The sequence below is a fragment of the Actinokineospora spheciospongiae genome, assembly GCF_000564855.1.
In the GTDB taxonomy this organism is placed as follows: domain Bacteria; phylum Actinomycetota; class Actinomycetes; order Mycobacteriales; family Pseudonocardiaceae; genus Actinokineospora; species Actinokineospora spheciospongiae.
In genome coordinates this window covers 24084-43063 of the sequence record NZ_AYXG01000043.1, presented here as the reverse complement: position 1 = coordinate 43063, position 18980 = coordinate 24084, and the positions used below count along the sequence as shown (strand labels likewise).

23 protein-coding genes are annotated in these 18980 nt (G+C 73.0%); 4 read left to right on the top strand and 19 right to left on the bottom strand.

Translation table 11 applies throughout. From position 1 onward, the window contains the following. Window positions 1-15 precede the first annotated feature (15 nt). Window positions 16-1707, top strand: a complete 1692-nt coding sequence (gene menD / locus UO65_RS05515; protein WP_035279392.1) for a 2-succinyl-5-enolpyruvyl-6-hydroxy-3-cyclohexene-1-carboxylic-acid synthase — start codon at window positions 16-18, stop codon at window positions 1705-1707. 1290 nt (window positions 1708-2997) lie between these two features. Here menD and UO65_RS05510 read toward each other — a convergent pair. The 6 genes from UO65_RS05510 to UO65_RS05485 form a co-directional block, all read right to left on the bottom strand. Then, window positions 2998-3426, bottom strand: coding sequence for a hypothetical protein (locus UO65_RS05510; protein ID WP_052020768.1), 429 nt, complete (start codon window positions 3424-3426; stop codon window positions 2998-3000). Between the two features lie 2 nt (window positions 3427-3428). After that, entirely contained in the window at window positions 3429-4319 is an 891-nt protein-coding gene (locus UO65_RS05505) for a WXG100 family type VII secretion target (protein ID WP_052020767.1), read from the bottom strand. Then, a complete protein-coding gene (locus UO65_RS05500; RefSeq protein WP_035279389.1) occupies window positions 4319-4654 on the bottom strand; it encodes a hypothetical protein in 336 nt (111 codons plus the stop codon). The genes UO65_RS05505 and UO65_RS05500 overlap by 1 nt, the downstream gene beginning before the upstream one ends. A 103-nt stretch (window positions 4655-4757) precedes the next feature. Further along, on the bottom strand, window positions 4758-5843 hold the full coding sequence (gene cds1, locus UO65_RS05495; RefSeq protein WP_035279385.1) for an L-cysteine desulfhydrase Cds1: 1086 nt from the start codon (window positions 5841-5843) through the stop codon (window positions 4758-4760). 56 nt (window positions 5844-5899) lie between these two features. Further along, complete coding sequence (locus UO65_RS05490; protein ID WP_035279384.1) at window positions 5900-6169, bottom strand: DUF4229 domain-containing protein; 270 nt, start codon at window positions 6167-6169, stop codon at window positions 5900-5902. A 9-nt stretch (window positions 6170-6178) separates the two neighbouring features. Then, a complete protein-coding gene (locus tag UO65_RS05485; RefSeq protein WP_035279383.1) occupies window positions 6179-6655 on the bottom strand; it encodes an Lrp/AsnC family transcriptional regulator in 477 nt (158 codons plus the stop codon). A 200-nt stretch (window positions 6656-6855) separates the two neighbouring features. Between UO65_RS05485 and UO65_RS05480 the strand changes: the two genes are divergently transcribed. Further along, window positions 6856-7068, top strand: coding sequence for a BldC family transcriptional regulator (locus UO65_RS05480; protein WP_035279382.1), 213 nt, complete (start codon window positions 6856-6858; stop codon window positions 7066-7068). A gap of 83 nt (window positions 7069-7151) precedes the next feature. Further along, window positions 7152-7346 carry a hypothetical protein gene (locus tag UO65_RS05475; RefSeq protein WP_035279381.1) on the top strand — a complete coding sequence of 65 codons (195 nt, stop codon included), beginning with the start codon at window positions 7152-7154 and terminating at the stop codon, window positions 7344-7346. 62 nt (window positions 7347-7408) lie between these two features. Here the strand turns inward: UO65_RS05475 and UO65_RS05470 are convergent, their stop codons facing one another. The 13 genes from UO65_RS05470 to UO65_RS05410 form a co-directional block, all read right to left on the bottom strand. Continuing rightward, complete coding sequence (locus UO65_RS05470) at window positions 7409-8899, bottom strand: MinD/ParA family ATP-binding protein (protein WP_084175337.1); 1491 nt, start codon at window positions 8897-8899, stop codon at window positions 7409-7411. Between the two features lie 117 nt (window positions 8900-9016). Further along, window positions 9017-9985: a c-type cytochrome biogenesis protein CcsB gene (gene ccsB / locus UO65_RS05465; RefSeq protein ID WP_035279379.1), complete on the bottom strand. Its 969-nt coding sequence runs from the start codon at window positions 9983-9985 to the stop codon at window positions 9017-9019. Then, complete coding sequence (gene resB, locus UO65_RS05460; protein ID WP_084175346.1) at window positions 9985-11478, bottom strand: cytochrome c biogenesis protein ResB; 1494 nt, start codon at window positions 11476-11478, stop codon at window positions 9985-9987. Before resB ends, ccsB begins: the two co-directional genes overlap by 1 nt. Window positions 11479-11516: 38 nt before the next feature. Further along, a complete protein-coding gene (locus UO65_RS05455) occupies window positions 11517-12287 on the bottom strand; it encodes a cytochrome c biogenesis CcdA family protein (protein ID WP_035279375.1) in 771 nt (256 codons plus the stop codon). 77 nt (window positions 12288-12364) lie between these two features. Beyond that, on the bottom strand, window positions 12365-12937 hold the full coding sequence (locus UO65_RS05450) for a TlpA family protein disulfide reductase (protein ID WP_035279373.1): 573 nt from the start codon (window positions 12935-12937) through the stop codon (window positions 12365-12367). A 3-nt stretch (window positions 12938-12940) separates the two neighbouring features. Beyond that, a complete protein-coding gene (locus UO65_RS05445; protein ID WP_035279371.1) occupies window positions 12941-13570 on the bottom strand; it encodes a histidine phosphatase family protein in 630 nt (209 codons plus the stop codon). Beyond that, window positions 13567-14886, bottom strand: a complete 1320-nt coding sequence (hemL, locus tag UO65_RS05440) for a glutamate-1-semialdehyde 2,1-aminomutase (RefSeq protein ID WP_035279370.1) — start codon at window positions 14884-14886, stop codon at window positions 13567-13569. The genes UO65_RS05445 and hemL overlap by 4 nt, the downstream gene beginning before the upstream one ends. A gap of 36 nt (window positions 14887-14922) precedes the next feature. Further along, entirely contained in the window at window positions 14923-15237 is a 315-nt protein-coding gene (locus tag UO65_RS05435; protein ID WP_052020765.1) for a hypothetical protein, read from the bottom strand. Between the two features lie 37 nt (window positions 15238-15274). After that, entirely contained in the window at window positions 15275-15670 is a 396-nt protein-coding gene (locus UO65_RS05430) for a hypothetical protein (protein ID WP_146241165.1), read from the bottom strand. 60 nt (window positions 15671-15730) lie between these two features. Further along, window positions 15731-16291, bottom strand: a complete 561-nt coding sequence (locus UO65_RS05425; RefSeq protein WP_146241163.1) for a hypothetical protein — start codon at window positions 16289-16291, stop codon at window positions 15731-15733. Window positions 16292-16355: 64 nt separating this feature from the next. Then, window positions 16356-16880, bottom strand: coding sequence for a hypothetical protein (locus UO65_RS05420; RefSeq protein WP_035279366.1), 525 nt, complete (start codon window positions 16878-16880; stop codon window positions 16356-16358). Then, entirely contained in the window at window positions 16877-17551 is a 675-nt protein-coding gene (locus tag UO65_RS37225) for a hypothetical protein (protein WP_063935894.1), read from the bottom strand. Before UO65_RS37225 ends, UO65_RS05420 begins: the two co-directional genes overlap by 4 nt. Continuing rightward, on the bottom strand, window positions 17548-18063 hold the full coding sequence (locus UO65_RS05410; protein WP_052020763.1) for a hypothetical protein: 516 nt from the start codon (window positions 18061-18063) through the stop codon (window positions 17548-17550). Before UO65_RS05410 ends, UO65_RS37225 begins: the two co-directional genes overlap by 4 nt. A 148-nt stretch (window positions 18064-18211) precedes the next feature. Between UO65_RS05410 and UO65_RS05405 the strand changes: the two genes are divergently transcribed. Next, window positions 18212-18937, top strand: a complete 726-nt coding sequence (locus UO65_RS05405; RefSeq protein ID WP_035279364.1) for a dienelactone hydrolase family protein — start codon at window positions 18212-18214, stop codon at window positions 18935-18937. Window positions 18938-18980 lie beyond the last annotated feature (43 nt).

Genomic DNA, 18980 nt, shown 5'->3' with positions numbered 1-18980 from the left:
GGGAATGGAGTTGTGGTGAACCCGTCCACCGCGATGGCCACCGTGGTGGTCGACGAACTGGTGCGCAACGACGTGCGGCAGGTGGTGCTGTGCCCGGGGTCGCGCAACGCGCCGTTGAGCCTGGCGCTGCACGAGGCGGCGGTGGCGGGGCGGGTGACGCTGCACGTGCGGGTGGACGAGCGGTCGGCCGGGTTCGTGGCGCTGGGGTTGGGGCGGGCGACCGGGCGGCCCGCGGCGGTGGTGTGCACGTCGGGGACGGCCGTGGCGAACCTGCACCCGTCGGTGCTGGAGGCGCACCACTCCGGGGTGGGGTTGCTGCTGATCACCGCGGACCGGCCGCCGGAGCTGCACGGCAGCGGCGCGAACCAGACCATCGACCAGCGCGGCATCTTCGGCAGCGCGGCGGTGGCGGTGGACTTCCCGGTGGCCGAGCGGCGGACCGGGCAGAACCCGGTGTGGCGCGGGCTGGTGTGCCGGGGGGTGGCGCGCGCGGAGACCGGCATCCCGGTGCAGCTCAACATCCCGTTCCGCGAACCCCTGGTGCCCACCTTCGGCGACTCGTGGCCGGACGCGCTGACCGGGCGGCCGGGTGGGGCGCGGTGGACGACTTCGTCGGTGCCGCGGTCGGTCCCGGACAACCGGGTCGACTTCCCGCTGCCCGCCCGGTCGGTGGTGGTCGTCGGCAGCGGCGACCCGGCGCGGGCCACGGCGGCGGCCAGGGTGGCGGCGCGGGCGGGCTGGCCGGTGGTGGCCGAACCGGTGGGCACCGCGGCGGCGCTCGCCGGTGGGGCGGCGGTGCTGCGCGGCGGGCCGCTGCTGCTGGGCACCGGCGCGCTCCCGCCGTCGATGCGGCCGGAGGCGGTGGTCGTCGTCGGCAGGCCCACCCTGTCGCGCGGGGTGCGCGGGCTGATGGACCGGGTCGCGGTGTACGGCATCGGCGACCACCCGCAGTGGACCGACCCGCAGTACGTGGCCACCCACGTGCGCGGCTGGCTGGACGAGGACGACCTGCGCTGGGTCACCGACCACGACCCCACCTGGCTGCCGGTGTGGCGCGAAGCTGAGCAGGCGGCGACCCTGGCGGTGGAGAAGCTGCTCGGTGAGGAGACGTGGCCCACCGGCCTGCACGTGGCCCGCGAGGTGCTGGAGGCACTCCCCACCGGCGCGTCCCTGGTCCTCGGCTCCTCGAACCCGGTCCGCGACCTGGACCTGGTCTCCACCCCCCGCCCCGACATCACCATCCACGCCAACCGGGGCGTGGCGGGCATCGACGGCAACCTCTCCACCGCGGTCGGCGTGGGCCTCGGCAGCACCGCCCCCGGCTACGCCCTGATGGGCGACCTGACCTTCCTGCACGACGCCAACGCCCTCCTCATCGGCCCCACCGAGCCCCGCCCCAACCTCTGCGCCGTAGTCCTCAACGACGACGGCGGCGGCATCTTCTCCCTCCTGGAACAGGGCGCCGCCGAGCACAAGAACGGCTTCGAACGCGTCTTCGCCACCCCCACCGGCGCCGACCTCGGCGCCCTGTGCGCGGGCTACGGCGTACCCCACACCCTGGTCACCACCCCAACCGACCTCCGCGCCGCCCTCACCCCCACCCCGGGCCTGCGGGTGGTCGAAGTCCGCGCCGACCGCGACCGCCTCCGCGACCTGCACGCCCGCCTCCGCGCCGCAGTCGGCGAAGCCGTGACCGCAGCGGTCTGACACCCCCCAGCCGCCCACCCGGCTCGCCCTCCACCCGGCCGGGCTGTCCGCGCCCGGCCACGCCATCCGCCTGCCGCCCACCCCGGTTGAGCGGGCTGACGCCCCGCCCGGGCTGGACCGAGCCGCCCGGAATGGGCCGAACCTGCCGGCTGAACCAGCCGGGATGGGCCCAGCCGAGCTGGCTGGGCTGGAGAGCTGGCAGAAGCAAACTGAACTGAGCCGGAGCGGCCCTGCCCTGCCCGGCTGGCAGGGCAGGGCCGGACAGAGCCGAGCCGGGCGGGGGAGCATCGGGCCGGGGACTGAGCCGGGCCAGGAGGCCGAGCAGGACCGGGCCAGGCCGGGCCGGACCAGGCCGGGCCGGGCGGGCCGAGCCAGGCGGGGTCGGGCCGGGCCAGGCGGGGCCGGGCCGGGCCAGGCGGGGCCGGGCGGGCCGAGCCAGGCGGGGCCGGGCGGGCCGAGCCAGGCGGGGCCGGGCCAGGCCAGGCCGGGCCGGGCCGGGCCGGGCGGGCCGAGCCAGGCGGGGCCGGGCCGGGCCAGGCCAGGCCAGGCCGGGCGGGGGCAGGGCCGGACAGAGCCGAGCCGGGCGGGAGAGGGCTGGGCCGGGGGCTGAGTCGGGCAGGACCGGGCCGGGCCGGGCCGAGCCAGACCGGGTCGAGCCAAGCCAGGCCAGGCCGAGCCAAGCCGGGCCAGGCCAGGCCAGGCCAGGCCAAGCCAGGCCAAGCCGAGCCGGGCCGAGCCGGGCCGGGCCGAGCCGGGCCGGGCCGGGCAGGACCGGACTGGGCCGGGCCGAGCGGGGCAGGACCGAGCGGGGCTGGGCGGGGCCGGGCGGGGCGGGGCCGAGCAGGGCAGCCCGGCTGGCAAGGGCGGGCTGAGCCGGAGCGACCAGTCCAGCCAGGCCGGGCCGATCGGCTTCTGTCCTTGTCGGAGAGTCGACCGCCCCGAGAACCGCCGGCCCGACCAAGCAACTGCCCGGGTGGGTGGATGTGTTTGGCCGGGGGTGGCGATCATGTGACAGCCTGCCTGGGCGGTGGGGCATCTTTTCAGCCCCACCTGACGCACTGGAGCACATGATCGCCATAGGGGCCCCGGCCAAACACATCCACCCAGCCGGGCACACCCACAAAACGACCGGCGCTTGAACCCGGATGCAACCAAGCACATCCCCCGAGACCCCAGCGAAAAGACCGGCAGCCGGACACGGCCAAGCACCTCAGCCCCAAGCCACCAACGCTCACCCGACAAACCGAGAGCGGGCCACCCCAGGAGGCAGCCCGCTCTCGGCGTGAACGACTAGCGCCTGCGCATGATCGGACCGCTGAAGTCGTCCGGGTCGTCCTCCGGCGGCACCCCAGCGGCGATGATCTCGTTCAGCGTGTGCCCCTCCTCGATCAGGGCGTACGCCTGCCGCATCTGCGGGAGGCCCGCCTCCAGCGCCTCCTGGACCCCTTCCGCACCCGCGGCCCGGCCGCTCGTGATGTCGCGCCAGGTGAGTTCGCCCGCGTCGATGCGGGTTTGGAGGGCTCGTTGGGCGGGGGTGGCGTCCGGGCCCCGGTTGTGGGCCGAGATCAGTTCGATGTCTTCGTCCGTCAGCGTGGTTTCGGGGGTGTCGGCGAAGCGGGCGGCGGTTTCGGCGACCGTTGCGTCCAGGGCGGCGAGGGCGAGGTCCAGGTCGGCTTCGGCCTCGCGGAGTTGGACGTTCTTCCAGTTGTCGTCGGGCATGGTCAGCTCGCCGCCGGTTCCGGCTCGGGGGCGGGGGCCGGGGCGGGGTTGCGTTCCTGCTGGTACTCGCCGTAGTGCTTGTTGGCCTTGTAGCCGTTCTTGCCCGCTGAGACGGCGCCCTTGGCGGTGGTCTTGAGGCCGCCCGCGGCTTGGTCCTTGCCCGCGTTGATGTCGTCGCGGGCGTCGGAGATGTCGTTGGCGGAGTTGATGGCGTCGTTGACGTTGCGGATGTCCTTGATCTTGCCGATGGCGCTGCCCAGGTCTTGGACGCCCTGCACGACGGACTTGCAGCCCTCGATGATGGCCTTGATGCCGTTGATGATGGTCATGACCGCGTTGTAGATCTCGATGGCGTCGATCACCGTCTTGACCGCCTTGGCCCAGCCGACCACCGGGATGGGCAGCAGGGCGATGGCTTCCAGCAGTTTGTTGACCAGCTTCTTGATGAGCTTGAGCGCTTGGTCGCACGCCTTCTTCGACGCGTCGGCGACCTTGTCGAAGGCGGTGCCGACCAGTTTGGCGGCTTGGGCGTCGGCTTCGATCGCGACCGTCCACATGGTGCGGATGCGCATGGCGAAGGCGTCCGCCGCCGCGCCGTCCCAGTGGGGGTCGAGTTCGTCGAGGCCGGTGTTGAGGTTGTCGCGGACGGCCTGGAGGGCGTCGCAGACGTTGGTCCACTGCTTGCCGGTGGTGGCGATCTTCTCGAAGTCGCCGGTGATGGGGGCGATGAGGGAGGTGACCAGGTCGTCGCCGACGACCTTCTCCCAGATCCAGTTGACGACCTGGACCTGCACGCCCGCTTCGCTGATGGCGTCGGAGATGCTGGGGCCGCCCTGGAGGTTCGCCTCGTTGTTGAGGGCGGTGATCGGGTCGGCGGTGTCGGCGTAGCCCATCAGTTGCCCCCCACCGTCGGGATGTTCGACACGGTGTCCACAGTGGTCATCTTGGTGACGTTGGCGGCGTCCGCGCGGTCGTAGGCGTCCGCGGCGCCGGTGAGGGACTGGTGCAGCTCGGCCATCTTGTCGTGCCCGAACTTCAGCGTTTCCGCGTACAGGCCGACCGCCCCGTCGACCACCGGGACGAGCAGGGACAGCAGGCCGGTGAAACCGCTGGTGTCGCCGCCCTTGTCCCTGGCGTGGCCCTCGATCGCCGAGAAGTGCCCGGCGTTGCGCTCCAACAATCCCGCGTACCCGCGCAACTGTGCTGTCTCGACCATGAACTCGCTCATCGCGGCTCCCCACCACTCCCGTGCCTGACCCCGGGGTTGACGGTCCGCAGCGGACACCGGTTCCGAACTCCGGTGGTGCTTTTCCAATGCGAATCGGGACCGGTCACCACTCGCCGGTGCGCAGGAACTCCTCCAGCGACGCCAGGTGCGGGGCGATGTCGATGCCGTTGGCGGCGAGCCACGCGTCGTCGTAGTAGGTGTGCGAGTAGCGTTCGCCGCCGTCGCAGAGCAGGGTGACGACGCTGCCCGCGCGCCCGGCCGCGCGCAGTTCCGCGATGACCTGGAACGCGCCGCACAGGTTGGTGCCGGTGGACCCGCCGACGCGCCTGCCCAGGACCCGCTCGGCCAGCCGGGCGGCGGCGATGGACGCCGCGTCGGGCACCTTCACCATGCGGTCGACGACCTGCCCGAGGAACGACGGCTCCACGCGGGGCCGCCCGATGCCCTCGATCCGCGAGCCGCACCCGCCGGTCAGGTCCGGGTCGGCGTCGCGCCAGGCGTCGAAGAACACCGAGTTCTCCGGGTCGACCACGGCCAGCCGGGTGCCGAGCCTGCGGTAGCGGATGTAGCGGCCGATGGTGGCGCTGGTGCCGCCGGTGCCCGCCCCGACGACCACCCAGTCCGGCTCCGGGTGCGGTTCCAGCGCCATCTGCTGGAAGATCGACTCGGCGATGTTGTTGTTGCCGCGCCAGTCGGTGGCCCGCTCGGCGTGGGTGAACTGGTCGAGGAAGTGCCCGTCCAGTTCGTCGGCCAGCCTGTGCGCCTCGGTGTACATCTCGCCCGGGGAGTCGACGAAGTGGCAGCGGCCGCCCTCGCGCTCGATCAGGCGGATCTTCTCCGGGCTGGTGGTGCGCGGCATGACGGCGATGAACGGCAGCCCGAGCATCCTGGCGAAGTACGCCTCGGAGACCGCGGTGGAGCCCGAGGACGCCTCGATCACCGGGGTGCCGCCGACGATCCAGCCGTTGCAGATGCCGTAGAGGAACAGCGAGCGGGCGAGGCGGTGCTTGAGCGAGCCGGTGGGGTGGGTGGACTCGTCCTTGAGGTAGAGCCGGACTCCCCACTCGGTCGGCAGCGGGAAGGGCAGCAGGTGCGTGTCGGCACTGCGGTTGGCGTCCGCCTCGATGATCCGGACGGCCTCGTTCACCCAGGCCCGTGTGCGCTCACTGCATCGGTCGACAGCCGTCATGAGCCGACACTATCGGCGTTTTGTCACCTTCCGAGCATGGCGAAGACCACGGGTGACTAGCCCCGGTCGCCGCGCAGTTCCGCGCGCAGGCGGTCGCGCTCGGCGTCGCGGTCCGCGCCGCGCTCGGCGAGGCCCGCGGTGACCCTGGCGTTCAGGCCGCGGAACAGCAGCAGGCCCAGCGGGAAGCCGACGACCAGGGCGATGGCCAGGCTGACCAGCAGCGGCAGGTCGAACCACAGCAGCACCCCGGCGACCACGGCCACCAGCGCGACCCTGGCCGCGGTGTACAGCACGATGTCGCGCCCCAGGTTCCGCCGCTCGTCCACGGTCCCAGGCTACCCGTCGGTCCGCGGGGTGGGTCCTTCGACGTCGGACACGTTGGGCCTGCCCTCGAAGCGGGTGGACAGGACGACCGTGGAGCGGGTGCGGGCGACGCCGTTGATCCGCCGCAGCCTGCCCAGGCTGCGCTCCAGCTCGTCGACGGTGGCGACCCGGACCTTGACCACGAACGCCTCGTCGCCCGCGACCCGGTAGCAGCTCTCCACCTCCGGCAGCTCGGCCAGCGCGGCGGCCACGTCCTCGTCGTCGGCGGTGTCGGTGGGGTGGATGCCGACCAGGGCGGTCACCCCCAGGCCGACGGTCATGGGGTCGACCACGGCGTGGTAGCCGGTGATGACCCCGGCGGCCTCCAGCTTGCCGACCCGTTCGTGCACCGCCGAGGCGGAGAGGCCGACCTGCCTGCCCAGGTCGGCGTAGGTGAGGCGGCCGTTGGTGCGCAGTGCGGCGATGATGCGGCGGTCCACGGTGTCCACGGTGAGGCAGCGTACGACGTCCGTCTCAGGGGGTGAACGGTGTCCGGATACAGCCGTTTTGTCCCTTACTACCTCTTTACCATTCCCCAACCGTTCGAGTACCCGATGGTCGAAGTGCCACGATGGTCCCGGTTTGGTCCGACGGTTCCCGCCGACCAGGCCCCCAGCCGAGTTCCAGCTCATCGAGGAGGGCGGCCCAAGTGACCGTTGCGCACGTCGGAGAACGCCTGTTGACCCCGGGCGAGGTCGCGGCCCTGTTCCGCGTCGACCCGAAGACCGTCACCCGCTGGGCCACCGCGGGCCGCATCGGTTCCATCAGGACCCCGGGCGGGCACCGCCGGTTCCGCGAGTCCGAGGTGCGGACGCTGCTGGCGGAGCTGACCACCGAGGCCAACGGCCCGGGCGGCCTCTGATCGGCGAATCGAGCGCCGCGCGGGACCCGCGAAAGCGACAAAGCGGCTAGCCTCGAACCCCCAGGGTTCGGAGGTGTCTCTCGATGATCTATCTGCTCGCCGTGGTCGGCGCCATCACCGTCGCCGTCCTGCTGTGGCGCGCGCTCGGACCGCAGCCCGCGGCCGTGGCGCCCCACCGCACGTCGGTGGCCCCGGATGACGACCCCGAGTTCCTGCGCGGACTCGACAAGCACCGGAAGAAGGACGGCAAGGACGACGGCACCCCGCCCGCGCCCTAGACCGGGCACCGAGAGGAGGCCGTCCGCCGACGAATCCGGCGAACGGCCTCCCCGCGGCGTGGTCAACGCCTGCGGTGGGCCTCGTTCGGGAAGTCGTCGGCCACGGTGGCGGCCATCTCCAGGAGTGCGACCCGGGTGTCGGGCTGGAGGCGTTCGAGTTCGATCTCGGCGCCCTCCTCCAGGTGCGGGTCGAACGGGATGCGGCAGACCGCGCGGCAGCGCGCGCTGAAGTGCTGGGTGAGCTTGTCCAGGTCGACCGACCCGGACTTGGGCCGCACCGAGTTGATCACCGCGACCGAGCGGGACACCAGGTCCCGGTAGCCGTGCGCGTCCAGCCAGTCCAGCGTGGCCGAGGCGCTGCGGGCGCCGTCGACCGAGCCGGAGGAGACGATCACCAGCGAGTCGGCGATGTCGAGCACGCCCTTCATCGCCGAGTGCATGAGCCCGGTGCCGCAGTCGGTGAGCACGATGTTGTAGAAGTGCTCCAGCAGCGCCACCGTGCGCCGGTAGTCGTCCTCGCTGAACGCCTCGGACACGGCCGGGTCCTGCTCGGAGGCGAGGACCTCCAGGCGGCTGGGGCCCTGGGAGGTGTAGGCGCGGATGTCGCTGTAGCGGCGAATCCGGTTGGCGTCGCGCAGCAGGTGCCGCACGGTGGCCGTGGTCTCCAGCGGGATCTTCTGGCTCAGCGTGCCGCGGTCGGGGTTGGCGTCGACGGCGATCACCCGGTCACCGCGCAGCGACGAGTACGTCGAGCCCAGCGTGGTGGTGGTCGTGGTCTTGCCGACGCCGCCCTTGAGGCTCAGCATGGCGATCTTGTAGCAGCCGCGCAGCGGCTGGTTGACCCGGGCGATCAGCTCGCGGCGGTGCCGGTCGGCCGGGCTCTCGCCCACGTTGATCAGGTGCCCGCTGGCCACGTAGACGGCCTTGCGCCAGCCCGACTGCGGGGCGCGCTTGGCCTGCTTGAGCAGCCGCGCCGACGACAGCTCGTCGCTCTGCGGCGGCCCCATCGGCGCCTGCTGCGGCGGCGGTCCGTAACCGGTCGGGCCGCCCTGCGGGGGCATCCCGGGCTGCGGGTAGCCCTGCCCGTAGGCCAGCGGCTGCGGGCCGGAGGGGGTCGGTTCGCTGTAGTAGCCCGGCGGCGGGCCGGGCTGGTGCGGCCCGGGCACGGCGTGCGGGCCGGACTGCCCGGGTCCGGGCATCGCGTGCGGACCCGACTGGCCAGGGCCGGGCACGGCGTGCGGGCCCGACTGGCCGGGACCGGGCACGGGGTGCGGTCCCGACTGGCCAGGGCCGGGCACGGGGTGCGGTCCGGACTGGTTCGGGCCGGGGACCCGGTGCGGACCGGATGCCTCGGGGAACGGGGTGTGGTCGGTGGCCGCGTCGTCGGTCAACGGGTCGTCCGCCTTCGGGGTGTCGGCCTTGTCGGCGAGTTCGGGGGCTGGGCCGAAGTCGTGGGTGTCGGTGTCGGCTTCGCGCGGCGGCCCGCTCCGGCCCACCGCGGACCCGCCACCGGGCCCCCAGGCCTGCTCGGACTCATCTTGGCGTCCAGTCACCCCTGCGACCCCTCCTGCCCGGCGTGCGAGCGGTCCCGCCCGACTCACGATGGCGACGGTAGTCGCTCGCGGCAGGCGCCACCGAAACGGGGGCTGTCCGCAACGCGCGCAAAACGGTTACGACGCGTACGAGTGCAGCCCGGAGATCACCAGGTTGATGAAGAACAGGTTGAACACGACCATGGCGAACGCGGTGGTGTTGACGATCGCCGCCCGGGTGCCGCGCCAGCCCGCGGTGGCCCTGGAGTGCAGGTACCCGGCGTAGACCACCCAGGCCACGAAGGCCACGGTCTCCTTGGGGTCCCAGCCCCAGAACCGGCCCCAGGCGGCCTCGGCCCAGATGGCGCCGCAGATGATGCCGAAGGTGTAGATCGGGAACGCGAAGATCGTGGTGCGGTAGGCCAGCCGGTCGAGGGTGTCCGCGTCGGCGAGCTTGGGGGCCAGGCGGGCGAACTTGGCCGGGTTGCGGTCGTGCGCGGCCTTGATCAGGTACAGCACGCTGAACACGCCGGGGACGAGGAACAGGCCGCTGGAGATGATCGCGGCGGAGACGTGGACGACCAGCCAGTAGGACCGCAGCGCGGGCTGCACCGGGCCCGCGTCGGTGTAGAGGACGGTGCCGCCGAGGAACATCAGGATGACGACCGGGGTCAGCACGAACACGCCCATGCGGCGGACGTCGAACTTGCGCATCAGCACGAGCCAGGTGATGACCGCGATGAGCATCGTGGCCATGCTGTACTCGTACATGTTGCCCCACGGGGCGCGCTGGGTGGCGACCCCGCGCAGCACCAGCGAGGCCAGGTGCAGCGCCACGCCGAGGACGGTCAGGGCCACCGCCGCGCGACCGGCGCGCTCGGCCCGGTCGCGCCGGGGGGCCGCCTCGACCCGGCCGTAGGCGGGGGTGTCGGTGCCCGCGGGCACCGGGCCGCCCGCGCCGACCAGTTCGCGGGCCGCCTCGGACTTCTTCGCGGTGCGGGTGAACGCCTGCTCGACGGCGTACCCGACCATCGCGAAGACGTAGACCAGCACGGCGGCGCGGAAGCACCAGTCGCTGTAGGTCGCCAGGGTCTCGTTGACCGCCATCAGGGTTCCCTCCTGGGAGTGCGCAGCGCGGCTGCGATCCTGCTGAACTCCTCGCCGTACCCCGCCTGGTCGGTCCGGGCGAGTCCGCCGACCGAGACCACGGTACGACCCGCGTCGTCCGGCGTCGCGCGCACCCACAGCCTGCGGCGCTTGATCGTCAGCGAGGTGCCCAGGCCCAAGATCATCGCCACGGCGAAGACGAGCACCCACACCTGCGTCGGGTCGTGCGAGACCTGGAGGTAGGCCCAGCGCTCGACGCCGTCGAACCGGACGGTGGTGCCGTCGTCGAGCCGGAGCTGACCGCCGACCTCCAGGTTCTGCCTGGCCACCCGGACCAGCCTGCCCTGGTCCACCAGCGACTGGTCCACCTCGAAGATGGACTGCCCCCGCCCGGAGTCGATGCCCAGGTCCCCGCGCAGCACGTCGACGGCCACCGCCGGGTCCTGGAGGTCGGGGTGGCCGGAGGTGAGCAGGGTGCCGTCGTACTGGGCGGTGGGGGCGAACAGGCCGGTGATCGCGATCTGGCTCTTGCGCCGCTGCTCGGCGTCGGTGGTCCCCGGCGGGTCGAACTTGGTCGCGCCCTGCGAGAGCAGGGTCTGCGGGTCGACCGTGCGCCACTGGATGGTCTGGGTGCGGCTCTCCCCGTTGGGGAAGGTGACGGTGAAGGTCGGCGCGTAGCCGTGGCCGAGCAGGTAGACCCGGTCGCCGACGACCCGCAGCGGCTCGTTGACCCGCAGGTCGTAGGGCCGCCAGGTGCCCGCGTCGAGGTCGGCGCCCGCCTGGTAGTCCATCCGCACGGTGAACTGCTCGGCCTGCCCGTCGGGGAAGTAGCTGACGTCGAGGTCGTCGACCCGCACGCAGAACGGGGTGAGGTCGGTGCCGTCGACGCGCAGGCCGGGCCGGAAGGTGTCGTACCCGGCGGTGCCGGAGTTGCAGAACTCGGAGCCGTCGGCCAGCACGATGACCTGGCCCTCGTAGTTGAACATCTTGCCCAGGGCCAGGGCGACGATCAGCCCGAGCATGGCGAAGTGGAAGACGAGGTTGCCCAGTTCGCGCAGGTAGCCCTTCTCCGCGCTGAGGGTCTTGCCGCCGCCGTCCTCGTCGCGCTCGACGGTCCGCCAGCCGGACAGCCGCGCCTTGGCGTCGGCGATGACCGCGGCGGGCTCCTCGGGCAGCGTGGCCTGCGCGTGGTGCGGCATCCGGGCGAGGTTGCGCGGGGTGAGCACCGGCTGGGCGCGCATGGACCTGGCGTAGTCGACCGTGCGCGGCAGCAGGCAGCCGACGAGGGAGATGAACAGCATCAGGTAGATCGCGGAGAACCAGACGCTGGAGTAGACGTCGAAGAACTCCAGCCGGTCCAGCAGCGTGCCCCACCAGCCGTGGGCGGCGATGTAGTCCGCGGTGCGGGGCGGGTTGAGCGAGCGCTGCGGCAGCAGGGCGCCGGGCATCGCGGCCAGCGCCAGCAGGAACAGCAGGATCAGCGCCGTGCGCATCGAGGTGAGGCCGCGCCAGGTGTTGCGCAGGAAGGCGGTCACAGCGGCAGCTCGTAGTCGTTGACGACGGCGTCGCGCAGCCACCCGACCACATCGCCCCACACCCCGGTGACCAGCAGCACCCCGACGACGAACAGCAGCCCGCCGCCGAAGAGCTGCATCGCCCGGCCGTGGGCGCGCATCCAGGTGGTGGTGCGCACGGCCCACCGGGCGCCGAGGGCGATCAGCAGGAACGGCACCCCGAGGCCGAGGCAGTAGACCAGGACGAGCACGAACCCGCGGGCCGCGGTGCCGCCGGTGGCGGTGGCCAGGGACAGCACGCCCATCAGCGTCGGCCCGATGCACGGCGTCCAGCCGAGGCCGAACACCGCCCCGAGCACGGGGGCGCCGACCAGGCCCATCCTGGGCGTCCTGTGGATGCGGATGTCCTTCTGCATCCCGGGGACCAGGCCGATGAACACCAGCGCCATGGCGATGGTGACCACGCCGCCGACCCGTTGCAGGACGTCCTGGTTGATCAGGAGCGTGTCCGCCAGCCAGACGACGGTGCCGATCGTCGCGGCGAAGACGGCGGTGAACCCGAGGATGAACAGCGCCACCGCGCCCAGCACCCGGCCGCGGCCGGACTTGCGCTCCTCGTCGGCGGACACGGCCGGGGCCTCGGCGCCGACCAGGGCGGCGAGGTAGGCCAGGTAGCCGGGGACGAGCGGGACCACGCACGGCGAGGCGAAGGAGACCACGCCCGCCAGCAGCGCCACACCACCCGCCGCCAGGAGCGGGCCGGTGGTCACGAGCTCGGTGGCGTCCACGGAACCAGCGTAGGGATCGGCTGTCAGGGCCTGGTGAGCGCCCGGCCCTGGGGCGTCCTACCTCACACCGGGGGCGGTCAGGACTCGGCGGTGAGCTTGTCCAGTTCGGCCCTGAGGTCGTCGGCCAGCAGGTCGCGCATGTAGGCGGCGGCGACCCGGCCCTGCTTGTCGATGAGGAAGGTGGCCGGGACGACCGCGCGCGGGTAGCCCTTGAGGGCCAGCAGGGTGCGGCCGGGCGGGTCGAAGATCGACGGGAAGGTCAAGCCGCGGTCGCGGACGAAGTCCTGCGGGACGTCGCGCTGGTTGTCGCGGAAGTTGATGCCCAGGACCTGCACGCCCTTGGGGCCGTAGTCGTCCTGGATCTTCTGGAGTTCCGGGGCCTCCGCGCGGCACGGGCCGCACCACTGGCCCCACACGTTCACCACGACCACCTTGCCGCGGTAGTCCGACAGCTTGAGCTGCCGGGACTCGTCCATCAGGCTCGGCCCGCTCAGCTCCGGCAGCGGCTTGCGGTCGGCGACGGGGTAGGTGATGTCGGTCTGCCCGCCGGGGGAGACGAAGACGAACTCGGTGTCGGTGGAGACCGCGTCCTTCTCCGCCGTGCAGCCCGCCAGGGCCAGCAGCAGCGCCACGACCGCGACCGCGCGCACGGCTCAGGCCCCCGTGTTCTTCGGGTCGCTGGCACCGGCGGGTTCGGCGTAGCGCAGGCCGACCAGCTTCTCGTCCTCGAACACCAGGGAGGTCAGCGAGGCCAGGGAGCACTCGCGCTTCGAGGGGTTGTGCCAGAGGCGCTTGCCCTCCAGGTAGCGCCGGACCGTCCACACCGGGAGCTGGTGGGACACGCACACCGCCTCGTGCCCGGCCGCCGCCGCCCGCGCCCGGTGGACCGCGCCGAGCATCCGGTGGGCGATCTGGAGGTACGGCTCCCCCCAGGACGGGGTGAACGGGTCGCGCAGGTGCGGCCAGTTCTTCGGCTGCCGCAGGGCGCCGTCGCCGACGGAGACCTTCTGGCCCTCGAAGACGTTCTCCGACTCGATCAGCCGGTCGTCGGTGGCCAGCTCCAGCCGGTGCGAACCGGCGATCGGCGTCGCCGTCTCCTGCGCGCGCAGCAGCGGGGAGGCCACGACGTGGGTGATGTCGTGGTCGCGCAGGTACTCCGCGACGGTGAGCGCCTGGCGCTTGCCGGTCTCCGACAGGCGGAAGTGCGGCAGGCGGCCGTAGAGGATGCCCGACGGGTTGTGGACCTCGCCGTGGCGCAGCAGGTGGACGACGGTCTGGGTCACGCGGGCTCCTCGGCTGCTGCGGCCGCCGCTGCGGCGACGGGGAGGGCGGCGGCGATGCGCTCGAACGCCTCGTCGTCCAGGGCTGCGTTGACGAACCACGCCTCGAACGCGCTGGGCGGGGCGTAGACGCCGTGGTCGAGCAGGGCGTGGAAGAAGGCGGGGAAGCGCCAGGTCTGCGCCGCCTTCGCCCCCGCGTAGTCCACGACCGGGTCTTCGGTGAAGAACACGCTCACCAGGTTGCCCGCGAACTGCACGCGGTGCGGGACGGACGCGGCGGTCAGCGCCGAGGTGAACAGCTCGCCGAGGCGGGTGGCGTTGGCGTCGAGCACGCGGTAGACCGACTCGTCGGCGGCGCGCAGCGTGGCCAGGCCCGCCGCGACCGCCACCGGGTTCCCGGACAGGGTGCCCGCCTGGTAGACCGGGCCGCTCGGGGCCAGCCTGCCCATGACGTCGGCCCGGCCGCCGAAGGCCGCGGCGGGCAGGCCGCCGGACATGACCTTGCCGAAGGTGTAGAGGTCGCCCGCGACGCCCTCCAGGCCGAACCAGCCCGCGGCGGACACCCGGAACCCGGTCATCACCTCGTCCATGACCAGCAGCGCGCCGTGCTCGGTGGCCAGCTCGCGCAGGAGCGCGTTGAAACCGGGCAGCGGGGCGACGGCGCCCATGTTGCCCGCCGCCGCCTCGGTGATGACCGCGGCGATGGTCGGGCCGTGCTCGGCGAAGACCGCGCGCACGGCGTCGAAGTCGTTGTACGGCAGCACGAGGGTGTCCTCGGCCTGCGCGCCGGTGACGCCCGGCGTGGTCGGCAGGCCCAGGGTGGCGACCCCGGAGCCCGCCTCGGCGAGCAGCGCGTCGACGTGGCCGTGGTAGCACCCGGCGAACTTGACGACCCGGGCCCGACCGGTGAACCCGCGGGCCAGGCGGATGGCGCTCATCGTGGCCTCGGTGCCGGAGTTGACCAGGCGCACCCGCTCCACCGGCGCGACCCGGCGGATGATCTCCTCGGCGAGGTCGATCTCCCCCGCGGTCGGCGTGCCGAACGACAACCCGTCACCGGCGGCCTTGCGCACCGCCTCGACGACCTCGGGGTGCGCGTGGCCGAGGATCATCGGCCCCCACGACGACACCAGGTCGACGTAGCGGTTGTCGTCGACGTCCCACAGGTAGGCGCCGGACCCGCCGGTCATGAAGCGCGGGGTGCCGCCCACCGCCGAGAACGCCCGGACCGGGGAGTTGACCCCACCGGGGGTGACGGCCTTGGCGCGGTCGAAGAGGGCGGCGGAGCTGCGGACGTGGGCCTGGACTTCAGCGGTCACCCCGCCAGTGTCCCAAACGCGGCGGGGTGGCCGCGCTCACGCCACCTCGACGGCCGCCTTCGGCGTGGTCCGCACCGCCAGCACGACCTGCCGCACGGCGTCCACCAGGACCAGGCCCGCGAGGGTGGCCGCGGCGACCGCACCGGCCACGAACGGCCCGTCGAACTCCTCGAACCGCAGGTCGGGCCGCTCGGGGATGGGGGTGCCGACGACCGTGCCGCGCGACCACAGCCAGAACGCCAGCCACACCAGGGCGGCGGTGACCACGACCTCCGCCGCGGCCACGATCGCGCGGCGGGGGCGGTGCGGCGCGGGGGCGGGTTCCGGCCAACCGGGTTCGGGGGTGGTCACGGCCCCAGGGTCTCATGCGCCCGCCGGGGGCGGCGGCTCAGGAGCGGCGGGCGAAGAAGGTGCCCGCGTCGACGCGCAGCAGCAGCGTCACCACGACCACCCAGACGACCACAGCGGCCCCGCCCAGGAAGGGGGCGGCCGGGCCGGGGACGGGGTTCGCGGCGGCGGGGGCGCACAGGGCGCCGAGCAGGGCGGCGGCGACCAGGCCCGAGCGGGCCCAGCCGCGGCCCTCGCGCAACGGGTGCGCGCAGGCCGCGGCGGCCAGCGCCGACAGGGCGGCCCCGAGGCCGAGCAGCCCCGGGGACCGGGTGGAGAGGACGAGCATGACGCCGGTGAGGCAGGCGCCGAGCAGGGCACCGCAGAACGCGCCGGTCACCGCCGCCGGTCTGGCACGGGACACCTCGGGTTCGGGGAGTACGGACAACTGGGTCACGCCCGGTATGTAGCAACCGGACCGGTCCGTGTTACCGACCCCGGCGGTGTCCCGCGCGCATCACCCGGTGCGCTTGGCGGCCTCGAAGTAGTGCGTGGCCTCCTTCTGCCACATCATGAAGATCGCCGTGCCGATCAGCGCGATCTGGATGATGTTCAGCACCAGGCTCACCGCGTCCAGCCCACCGCCGAGCAGGCTGAACAGGCCGCTGATCAGGCCGAGGGCACCGAGCACGGTGAGGGTGATGCGGGCCCAGTTGCGGCCCGCGCGCATCTTGAACGCGAACAGCAGGTACAGGGCGAAGAACGCCACCGCGATGACCCCGGAGAACACCAGACCCGCGGTGACCGCGGTGTCGATGTCGGCTTCGGAGAGGCCACCGCCGCCGCTGGCGCGGGCGGAGTCGCGGGCCGCCTCGCGCAGCGCGTCACCACCGAGCGTCAGGGTGACGACGTAGGCGATGAGGCTCAGCGCGGCGTTGGCGATCCACAGGGTGAACGCGGTGTCGACGGGCTTGGGGCGGGCCAGGGGCTGACCCATCTCGCGGTCGCTCAGCGGCGGGGCCGCGGGCATGGGGTCGTACCTGGGGGACTGGTCGGGATCGGGGCCACTCGTGGTCATGGGGGTGACCGTATTGCCTGCAAGCGGTCGCCGCACGACTTTTGCCGCCGCGCCGCGGCGCTTTTCAGCCCCGGCGGCCCGGCTGGAAGAACCTGGTCGCCTCGGGTTGGAACAGGTAGACCACGGCGGCGACGCGGAAGGCGGCGTCGGCCAGGTTCCACATCAGGTCCGGCGCGGGCCCGACGGTCGAGACCCCGGCGAGGAACCCGGCGGCCCCGAGCGCGGCCAGCGCGGCGAGGGCGATCCGCGCCCAGTTCCGCCCGCGCCTGGCCATCAGGGCGAGCAGGACGTAGAGGCCGATCGTCAGCAGCACGCCGCACACCCCGGCGATCACCACCACCTTGGCGTCCACGGCGGCGAAGGTCGGGTTGGTGTCCTTGGTCAGCTCGCGGACGGTCCGGTCGACCCACGCCCGGTCGAAGATCAACTGGTAGAGCGTGCCGACCACGTTCACGACCATCCCCGCCAGGGTCAGCCACACGGCGTGGTCGACGATCCGCGGCCGCGGGTTCGGCGGCGGCGCGGACACCGGCGGCATCGGCGTGTACTGCGGCGGGGCCTGGTACGGCGGCGGGGTGGGACGGGTCACTGCTCGCCTTCCTTGCTCTCGACCGGGGTTCGCGGCCGTTCGGTGTCGCTCTCGGCGGTGTTGCTCGCGGCGGTCTTGCCTTCGGCACTGTCGTTCGCGGCGGTGCCGTTCGCCGTGCTGTCGTTCGCGGCGGTGGCCGGGCGGGCGCTGGGAGGGAGGTCGAGGTCCAGGCAGGCGGACTCGGCGGTGTTGCCCTCGACCATGGGCGCCAACACCTCGACCAGGTCGTCGGAGAAGCGGGCCCACCCGAGCACCACCGACCCGTCGACCAGCTCCATCGGCACCGGGTGCGTCTTGGCCGGGATGGTGAACCCACCCCCGACCGCCCGCGCCCCGACCGGTTCCGGCACCCCTTCGACACGCGCGATCCGCGCCACGGAAACCATCCCGGTCCCCATCCGGAGGGTCGTGTCGGTCAGCGTCACCGCGCGGTCGGTCCGCCGCGCCGACACCCAGAGCGCGGTCAACCCGAGCAGCACCACCCCGACGACGATCCACGCGAGACCGTGCGAGGCCCCGGTGACGGTCTCCAGGGTGAACCCGACCCCGCAGAAGCCCGGCCCCCAGAGCAACGGCCACCAGGTGGAGCCGGACTCGTGGTAGCGGACGGCCTCCTCGACCTCGGGGGCCTCTGTGATTTCCCCGGGAACTCCCCCGGCCTCCTCGGTCACCGCTCGTCCCCGGCGAAGAAGCGCCGGGCCGGGGGCGCGTAGAGCAACCCGGCGGCCACGATGATCAGCAGCGCGCTGATGAGCCCGTAGATGGTCACCCGCCCCAACGAGTACTCGAACAGGGCGGCGAAGACCCCCAGCACCAGCAGCAGCGTGCGCGCCTTCCGCACCCCGCGCCGGGCGTTGTAGCCGACCAGCACGAAGAACGCCAGGAACATGACCGACCCGGCCAACAACCACCAGGACAACCCGGCGGCCAACCCCCGCATCTCGGCGACGCTCCGCCCCGGGCTGCTCCGGGCCTGGATGTCCGCCCACTCGTCGCGCAGCACGAGGAACAACACGGCCCCGACCAGCCCGATGACCCCCGCCGCGATCCACAGCCAGAAGCTGACCCGGACAACCCGGGGCGCGTCGGTCCGCGCCTGCCCGGCAGCGGCGGCTTCCTCGGCGGTGGGCATGACCGGCGCCTCGCGCGGGGTGGCGTCGTCGGTCTCGTCCGGGGTGCTCACGGACCCGAGGTTACCCGCCGGTCGGAAAGGCCTGTCCGGCGAAGACCTCGCGCACCCGTCGCACGGTCCCAGGAGGTTGTGGCCGCGCTGTTCCGCCTGCGGTGAACCCCGGCCCGACCGTGCCCGCCGATCGCTACCGTCCGATTCCATGGCGACGATCACCACACGCACGGTCGAGTACCCGGCCGACGGCCTGACGATGCTCGGGCACCTCGCCCTCCCGGCAGGCACCGACCGCAGGCCCGCGGTGCTGCTCGGCCCGGAGGGCACGGGCCTCAGCGACGTCGAGCGCCACCGGGCCGACACCCTCGCCGAACTGGGGTACGTGGCACTCGCCTTCGACATCCACGGCGGGCGCTACCTGGGCGACCCCGAGGAAATGCTGGCCCGCTGCCTGCCGCTGCTCGCCGACCCCGACCGGATGCGGGGCATCGGCCACGCCGCGCTCGACGTGCTGCGCGCCGAACCACGGACCGACCCCGACCGGATCGCCGCCATCGGCTACGGCACCGGCGGCGCGATCGCCCTGGAACTCGGCCGCGACGGCGTCGACCTGCGCGCGATCGGCACCGTCAACGGACTGACCACCGGCCGCCCGGGCGAGGCGGCGCGCATCCACTGCCCGGTGTGGGCCGGGGTCGGGTCGGAAGACCCGATCATGCCGCCCGCGCAACGGGAAGCGTTCACGGCCGAGATGCAGTCCGCGGGCGTCGACTGGCGCCTCATGGTCTACGGCGGCGCCCTGCACGCCTTCCACCACCCACCGGTCGACCACACCGTGCTCCCCGGCGTCGGACACCACCCACGGCACGCACAGCGAGCCTGGCGTGACGTCGTCGACCTGCTCGCCGAGTGCCTGCCCGTGACGGAGTGATCCGGTCAGTTCTCTTCGGCCGGTCGAATCACGTACGCGGTGC